Origin of the sequence: Roseomonas chloroacetimidivorans (assembly GCF_049629625.1) — a bacterium.
Classification (GTDB): Bacteria; Pseudomonadota; Alphaproteobacteria; order Acetobacterales; family Acetobacteraceae; genus Roseomonas; species Roseomonas chloroacetimidivorans.
Genome location: NZ_JBNBZS010000151.1, coordinates 1 through 7,304, shown reverse-complemented (window position 1 = coordinate 7,304; position 7,304 = coordinate 1). Strand labels below are relative to the sequence as shown.

The window sequence follows — 7,304 nt, the reverse complement described above, 5'->3', positions numbered from 1 at the left end:
GGACAGGGGACCAGACCTGCGATCGCATGGGCCGCAGCCGACGCCGCAGGCGCTGCCATGCGCTGCGCAGGTGCTCGCGAAGCAGCGCTCGAGCCGCAGCGAGCGCGTGCTCCTGATCTATGTGTTGCCTCCTTCTCATCTCCATATCCTCCGGTCGAGCAACATGGATACGAGTCGATGGTCCTGCCCACGAAAGGGCGCAGGGTCGAAATTGAGCTAGGAATTCTGCCTTCGGCGTTCAACGGTGCGGCCCTCGTCCTGCCAAGGTCCGCGGTTGGACCCAGTGTCGAACGCGCAGCTTTCGCCGGCGCGGTGCGACGGGCCGTTGCCGTGCGGATCCGGTGCAGCATCGGCTGGTCCCTAAAGCTGAGCCCGGATAGCAACGCCGCTCTGGTCGGCTCCGTCGGCGAAGGCCACGACCCGCTCTCCCATACGCTCGAAGGTCAGGTCCACCTGCTCCTGGCCGACAACGAGCCGGCGCAGCGAGAGCCGGTTCACACCACTCGGAAGACGTGGCCGGTCGATCTGGATTTCGCCACGCCAGCCATCGACCTTCAGACCGAGGCACGCCTGCAGCAGCATGAAGAGAGACCCCGCTGCCCAGGCTTGTGGCAGGCAGGCCACCGGGTAGGGGATCGGCGGCTCGCCCGGCGAACGCGGAAACCCACAGAAGAGCTCCGGCAGGCGCATGTCGAACTGCACGGCGGTTTCGAACATCTGGTCCAAGAGCCGAACAGCCTCCTCGCGAGCGCCATACCGAGCGAGGCCCGCGGCACAGAAGGCGGTGTCGTGGGGCCAGACCGAGCCGTTGTGGTACGACATCGGATTGAACCGGGCCTGACCGCTGGCCAGCGTGCGGATGCCCCAGCCGGAGTTGAAGCGGCCCGACATGAGCCGGGCGGCGACCCGTGCGGCGCGCTCGGGTGCCGGGAGTCCGGTGAAGAGCAGATGGCCCGCATTCGAGGCGAGTACCCGGCACAGCTCACCCCGCCCATCCAGCGCCAGGCCGTAGAAACCCTCCGGCTCCATCCAGAAGCGCTGCTCGACAGCAGACCTCAGCTCGTCGGCTCTCCGGGACCAGTCCTGGGCTGCCTGCATCTTGCCCAGGCGCTGCGCGAGGTCGGCCATGGCGAGGAAGGCAGCGAAGACATAACCTTGAACTTCCACCAGCGCGATCGGGCCGTCCGGGAAGCGGCCGTCGGCGTGGAACACGGAGTCCGCGCTGTCCTTCCAGCCCTGATTGGCAAGCCCCGTCTCGGCGCCGCGCGCATACTCGAGGAAGCCGTCCCTGTTGGAAGCCACCGCGCCCTCAACCCATTCAAGCGCGGCGACCAAGGCCGGCCAGAGCTCCTCGATGAAGGCGATGTCGCCCGTGCGGTCCGCATAGGCGCCGGCAAGGACGACGAACAGCGGCGTGGTGTCGACACCGCCGTAATACTTTCCGAACGGGACCTCCTGCAGCGCCGTCATCTCGCCCTTGCGGGTCTCGTGAATGATCTTGCCGGGCGCCGAATCCCGAAACCGCGACGTCTCATGCGCCTGGTTCCGCGCCAGGAAGGCGAGGACGCCGCGGGCGAGCGCCGGATTGAGCCAGAGTGTCTGCAATGCGGTGATCACCGCATCCCGGCCGAACGGCGTCGAGAACCAGGGGATTCCCGCATAAGGATAAGGGCCGGTCGGCAGTTCTGTGGTGAGAAGGGCGAGATCGGCTTGCGAGCGGTCGATCCAGGCATTGAACAGCCGGTTCGGCGTGATCAGGCGGGCGCTGCGCAGACGCTTGCGGCGTGCACGCGAGCGGGCCGCCGCCGCTGCGGCACGGAAGCGCATCCGGCCGGGCCGGGCCTCTTCCCCGCATCCGATCTCGATGTAGAGTTCCGTCGTACCCGCCTCCGGAACCTTCACCAGGAAATCCGCGGAGTCCGGCATGAGGCGGAGCGGCGTTTCGGAGAACGCGACCGATGTTGTCCGGTGCACACCATCCAGGCCGAGGTAATGGAGAAGCACATGCGCTTCGCCGAGCTTCGGTGGCAGCAGCCGGCCGTGCGCCGCGCGGGGCTCGCCGCGGATCTCGAACATATCCCGGTAATCGGCGCCGAACCCGATCGAGACCGGCAGGATTGCAGTGTCGCTGCCGTAATTGGTAAAGCGAAGCCGCTCGAAGATTCGATCGCTCCAGAGCAGGCGTTTGCGTTCGATATGAACGACGCCTTCCGGGATCGGTGCACCTCCAAGAGGAGGGAGCGGTGCGTTCGTCAGGTTGGCCGTGAAGAAGACGTTGTCGTGGCTAACGGCAGTACCGAGATGCCACGGCGCCCGGCCAGCGATTTCCAATCTCAGCTGGGACAGAATGCGGGTGTCGTTATGGAACAGCCCGTCATCGCTGGCGCCAACGTCGCCGAGGGCATCGGCGACCAGGAATGTGTCGCCCTGCTTGAGGACGAATTTCTGGGTCGTCGAACGTGGCTTCACGCCAGCGTCTTTGCCCTGCTGCTCGACTGGAAACGAGAGAAGAGTGGTCATGTCGAACGCTCTCGGTCGGATCCCGGAGACACGCAGGACTGGCGACAACCGCCGCACCGCGATGGCTCGCGGCAAGGCAAAGGGCTGCGCCGGTCATGACCAGACCGGCTGCCCCAGACCTGCGGGCCTCGGTTGATGTCCCGCTAGGCGGCGATCCTCTGCTCCTCAGGCACTGCGCTGGCGATGGGCCGCGCAAGCCGAAAGGCCGGCTCCCTCGCGAGTGGGTCCGCGCCAGCCTGCCGGATCATCCCGGCCTCGAGCAGATGCTCCAGCGCGGCAGCGAGACGGGCCCGGTTGGATTCGAAGCCGGCATGCCGCAGGAGGCTGGAGGCCGAGATAGCCCGACCGTCAGGCCCGAACTGGTGAAACAGCTTGAGGAGCCGCTCCGCGTCATAGGCGCGGGCCGCCGCAGTAAGTCCCCTCATCGCAGAGCTCCTCAGCGGACGCTGAGATGGGACGCGAGGCTGCGGTACCACCGCTTATAGAAGCTGCCTGCGTGCTGCTTCCAGCGGGCAATCAGAGATCCGAACATCCACATCCTCCGTTGAGCAACATGGACCCGAGAATTGACACCGGCAGAACCGGCCCAGACCCGTCGAATGGCATCTGGCGGTAAGCGACTTAGGAAAAGCCGGGGTTCTTTCAAGCCCCTGCTCCGCAAGGAACGATCCGGACGAGCGGTGGGGTCCCTGGCGGTGGCGAGGAGCGATGAAATCCTGGGCGGGGTGGCCTACCCGGTCAGCTCGCGATCCGCATGCCCCTCCGTTGGCCGGCGGATTCATCCGACCTATTTCCACGCTGCACCGGTCGGTCCTTGCCTCGTACGGCGCGCGCCGGCCGCTGCATGCAGAAGCGAAGTCCTCGTTGCCCCGGAGCTGTCGATGTCGAGCACCCAGGACCGAAAGAAAACCGCTGCAGGATTGACCTCGCCCGAGATCAAGGAGGAAAGAATCCGGGAACGGGCCTATTTCTTGTGGGTTGCCGAGGGCCGCCCGGAGGGTCGGGCCAACGAACACTGGGAGCGCGCCCACGCCGCGGAAGCGAGCTACTCTGACGTGCAGGTGGACGAGGCTGTGGAAGAGACCTTTCCCGCCAGCGACCCGCCATCGCTCGCGCCCGTAACGGGCATTCGGAGGGGCTGACCCTAGGCGAAGCCACGCCTCCGGATGCCTCTGAAGCGGGAGACAGCGTTCCGATGCGCTGGCCGTGGGCCGGTCATAGCAAAACCGCGGAGCTGATGGCCTCCTGGGCTCACCCGCCCTCCGCAACCCGGACCGGCGTGGTCTCGCGGACGCCGCCCGGCGCGAGGCCGGAATGGCGAGCAACAACCTGGAAGCATCGCTCCTGCGTGCTCTCCAGGAGCCTGTCCGCCGCCGCCATGAGCGGCAACTCGAGGCTGTCATGGTGACCGACGCGGCGCTGAGGCGGCTGGCCGGCCGGCTTACGGCCATCCTGCACGATCCGGATGCTGCGCAAGGCCTTGGCGCAGACGCCTGGACGAGTTGGAAAGCCTGGATCACGGAAACGCTCAACGAGCTGGCGGCTTTCGAGCACCCAGCCAAGCCGCGCCCGGAAGCCTCGGCGGCCCGTACGCTGGAACGCATCGCCCGGCAGCTCGAAATGATCGACGCGGCCCTGCCCAGAGCCGAGTGGACAGCCCGATGCCACGTGAGCAGGCCACAGTGACTGTCTGGAGGCGCCGCCAGGTCTCCATGACCTATACCTATACCAGCCGCCCGGATTCGGACCGGTGGAGGCACCGGGACGACTCCGTGCTGGTGTGATCACCCCGCCCGGCCCATAGGAAGGGCCAAGCGCATGAAAGACCCCCCTGATGGACAAGGATGAGCTGACCGCCTGGGCCGTGAGGAACGGCTGGCAAGTCATGGCCGGCGCACCGAGCCTCACGAAGCCGTCGGCGCCCAAGGAGGCGATCGTCCGGATGGTCTTCAAGACGGCCGTGGTGAACCTTGAGGTCAGGAAGCCCGCGGGCAAGTGGGAGAAGATCTCCGGTGAGAGCTATGCCAAGATCCAGCCCGATCCCGATACGGGGGTTCCCCAGGGCCTCGGTTTCGAGAAGATCCCGAGCTTCTCCATGCTGATGCAGGAGAACAAGGACCGGCAGATCTTCGCCAACATGGGCGGGCCGCCGAAGCGGCGTTGGTGATCACCCCCTATGCCGATCTCTCCGACGCTACATTGTCCGCGGCGGCGGGCAGCTTTCACCCGTCCGCATCCGGTGCGGTTGATATCAGGTACCGGCCAGCCTGGACTGTGAGGAAGGACAGAATGGGACGACAAGCATGAGCGAGACAAGCTTCCGCGTTGAGACGGACTCGCTGGGCGAGGTGCAGGTTCCCGCCGACCATCTCTGGGGTGCGCAGACCCAGCGTTCCCGCGTGAACTTCCCGATCGGCGTGGAGCGCTTCCGTTTCGGACGTCCGATGATCCGCGCCCTCGGCATCCTGAAGAAATGCGCAGCGCTGGCCAATGCGGAACTTGGCCAGTTGCCGCAGGATAAAGCCGACCTCATCGTGCGCGCGGCACAGGAAGTGATCGACGGGCGCTGGGACGCCGAGTTCCCGCTGGTGGTCTTCCAGACCGGCTCCGGCACCCAGACGAACATGAACGCCAATGAGGTGATCGCTAACCGAGCCATCCAGCTGGCTGACGGGCAGCTCGGCTCGAAGAAGCCGGTGCACCCGAATGACGATGTGAACCACAGCCAGTCTTCCAATGACACCTTCCCCACGGCCATGCATATCGCCGCTGTGGACGTTATTGCCGGCACCACCATCCCCGCCGTGCGCCAGTTGCGCGACACGCTGGACGCCAAGGCCGGGCAGTTCGAGGATGTGGTCATGGTCGGCCGCACCCATTTGCAGGATGCGACGCCAGTGACGCTGGGGCAGGGGATCGGCGGCTGGGTGGCGCAACTGGATGATGCTATTGCCACGATCGAGCACGCGGTGACGGGCCTTTATCGCCTGGCGATCGGCGGCACCGCTGTCGGAACTGGGCTGAATGCGGACCCGCGCTTCGGTGAGGTCGCAGCGCGCCGAATCGCGGAGGAGACGGGCAAGCCCTTCGTCTCCGCGCCCAACAAATTCGCGGCGCTCTCCGCCCATGACGACTTGGTGAACGCCAGCGCCGCGCTGCGCACGCTCGCGGCCGCGCTGATGAAGATCGCCAATGACGTGCGCTGGTACGCGTGCGGACCGCGCGCCGGCTTTGCCGAGCTGAAGATCCCGGAGAATGAACCCGGCTCCTCCATCATGCCGGGCAAGGTCAATCCGACGCAAAGCGAGGCGATGACCATGGTCGCCGTGCAGGTCTACGGCAACGACGCCGCCGTTGCCTTCGCGGGCAGCCAGGGCAATTTCCAGCTTAATGTGTTCAAGCCCGTCATGCTTCACAACCTGCTGGAATCGGCTGAGCTGATCGCCGATGCCTGCCGCGCCTTCGACGAGCATTGCGCCCAGGGCATTGAGCCGAATGAGGGGCGCATCCGCGAGCATCTGGAGAACTCGCTCATGCTCGTTACCGCGCTCAACCCGCATATCGGCTACGAGAAGTCGGCCAAGATCGCCATGGCTGCCTATCGCGATAACACCACGCTTCGTGAGGCAGCGCTCAAGCTGGGCTTCGTCACTGCTGAGCAGTTCGACCAGTGGGTCCGTCCAGAGGCCATGACCGGCCCGAAACCCTAGGGCGACACCTCGGGTCCGAGCCAGGCGAGAAAGTCCGTCAGTAGGCGAACAGAGGCGGAGAACCTGGGCGAACCAGGCTCCGCCTCCTGCTTATCGGATCCCGCTCCGGGACAGAGCCCACTCAAGCTCCGAGATCGAGGGCTGCACCAGCACCTCGCCCCCGACATAGACGGTCGGGCTGGCGACATACCCGCCAGTCACCCACTCAAGCTGATGACGAACCTCCGGATGCGTTTCCAGGTCGACGAACTGATACGGCACCCCGGCGCGATCCAGATAACGACGCACCATCATAGTGATGCCGCACCAGCGATTACCGTAGACCACAACGGGACCGGTCCGCGTCCCGATGGGGCGGGCCGGAGCGCCATGGATCGTGCCAAGCATTTTTTCTGCCCCTCAAGCTGCCTTTTGCTTCGCGACATCGTCGAGCACGGAGAAGAGCTCGTAGATGTCAGGAACATGGTGCAACTGCGGCGAGACATGCGCATGGCGGATCACGCCCTGGGCGTCCAGCACGTAGAGGGCGCGCTCGGAGAAACCATCAGGCTCCCGCCAGACATGGTACCGCCTGGCCACGTCACCCTTCGGGTGGAAGTCCGCGAGCAGCGGGAAGGTGATCCCACGCACCGCGGCCCAGGCGCCATGGCTGTAGAGGCTGTCGACAGAGATACCGACGAGGTTCACCCCGCGGCGGATGAACTCATCGAGCTCCTGCTGATACAGGTCCAGCTGCCGGCTGCAGCCCGGGCTCCAGTCGAGCGGATAGAAGGCCAGCACCGTCGGCTTGCCGCGAAAGTCGCTCAGGCGGTGGATCCGGCCCTGGGCATCCGGCAGGGCAAAGTCAGGCGCGGGCAGGCCGACCGGGAGCGGCGAGTTCAGCGCCGGCCCTTCCATCTTGGGGGCGTGCTGGTGAAGGTCCGCCACGTCCTGCAGTGTCGGGCCGTTTCCAGGAGTGGGGGCCTGCGTGTGGCGCAGATTGCGCCAGAGCTCCTGGACCATCCCATGCAGCAGCGAAATCGCCCGCTTTTCGGGGCTCTCCTTGATCTCGGGGGCGAGGGCGGTGAAGGCCTG

At 65.9% G+C, this 7,304-nt stretch carries 8 protein-coding genes; 4 read left to right on the top strand and 4 right to left on the bottom strand.

From position 1 onward, the window contains the following. Window positions 1-360 precede the first annotated feature (360 nt). Both ACO1BU_RS35085 and ACO1BU_RS35080 read right to left on the bottom strand, forming a co-directional pair. Window positions 361-2,520: an amylo-alpha-1,6-glucosidase gene (locus tag ACO1BU_RS35085; RefSeq protein ID WP_424140535.1), complete on the bottom strand. Its 2,160-nt coding sequence runs from the start codon at window positions 2,518-2,520 to the stop codon at window positions 361-363. Window positions 2,521-2,663: 143 nt separating this feature from the next. Further along, complete coding sequence (locus tag ACO1BU_RS35080; RefSeq protein WP_424140534.1) at window positions 2,664-2,945, bottom strand: hypothetical protein; 282 nt, start codon at window positions 2,943-2,945, stop codon at window positions 2,664-2,666. Window positions 2,946-3,401: 456 nt separating this feature from the next. On the opposite strand from ACO1BU_RS35080, the gene ACO1BU_RS35075 reads away from it, so the two are divergent. From ACO1BU_RS35075 to fumC, 4 genes are all read left to right on the top strand, one after another. After that, a complete protein-coding gene (locus ACO1BU_RS35075; RefSeq protein WP_424140533.1) occupies window positions 3,402-3,662 on the top strand; it encodes a DUF2934 domain-containing protein in 261 nt (86 codons plus the stop codon). Window positions 3,663-3,834: 172 nt separating this feature from the next. Further along, window positions 3,835-4,206, top strand: a complete 372-nt coding sequence (locus tag ACO1BU_RS35070) for a hypothetical protein (RefSeq protein WP_424140532.1) — start codon at window positions 3,835-3,837, stop codon at window positions 4,204-4,206. A gap of 148 nt (window positions 4,207-4,354) precedes the next feature. Continuing rightward, window positions 4,355-4,687, top strand: a complete 333-nt coding sequence (locus ACO1BU_RS35065) for a hypothetical protein (RefSeq protein ID WP_424140531.1) — start codon at window positions 4,355-4,357, stop codon at window positions 4,685-4,687. Window positions 4,688-4,823: 136 nt separating this feature from the next. Next, on the top strand, window positions 4,824-6,230 hold the full coding sequence (gene fumC, locus ACO1BU_RS35060) for a class II fumarate hydratase (protein ID WP_424140530.1): 1,407 nt from the start codon (window positions 4,824-4,826) through the stop codon (window positions 6,228-6,230). Between the two features lie 90 nt (window positions 6,231-6,320). Here fumC and ACO1BU_RS35055 read toward each other — a convergent pair whose 3' ends face one another. Both ACO1BU_RS35055 and ACO1BU_RS35050 read right to left on the bottom strand, forming a co-directional pair. Beyond that, window positions 6,321-6,617, bottom strand: a complete 297-nt coding sequence (locus ACO1BU_RS35055; RefSeq protein WP_424140529.1) for a glutaredoxin family protein — start codon at window positions 6,615-6,617, stop codon at window positions 6,321-6,323. A gap of 12 nt (window positions 6,618-6,629) precedes the next feature. Beyond that, the coding region (locus tag ACO1BU_RS35050; RefSeq protein ID WP_424140528.1) for a redoxin domain-containing protein at window positions 6,630-7,304 on the bottom strand (675 nt) is incomplete at its 5' end.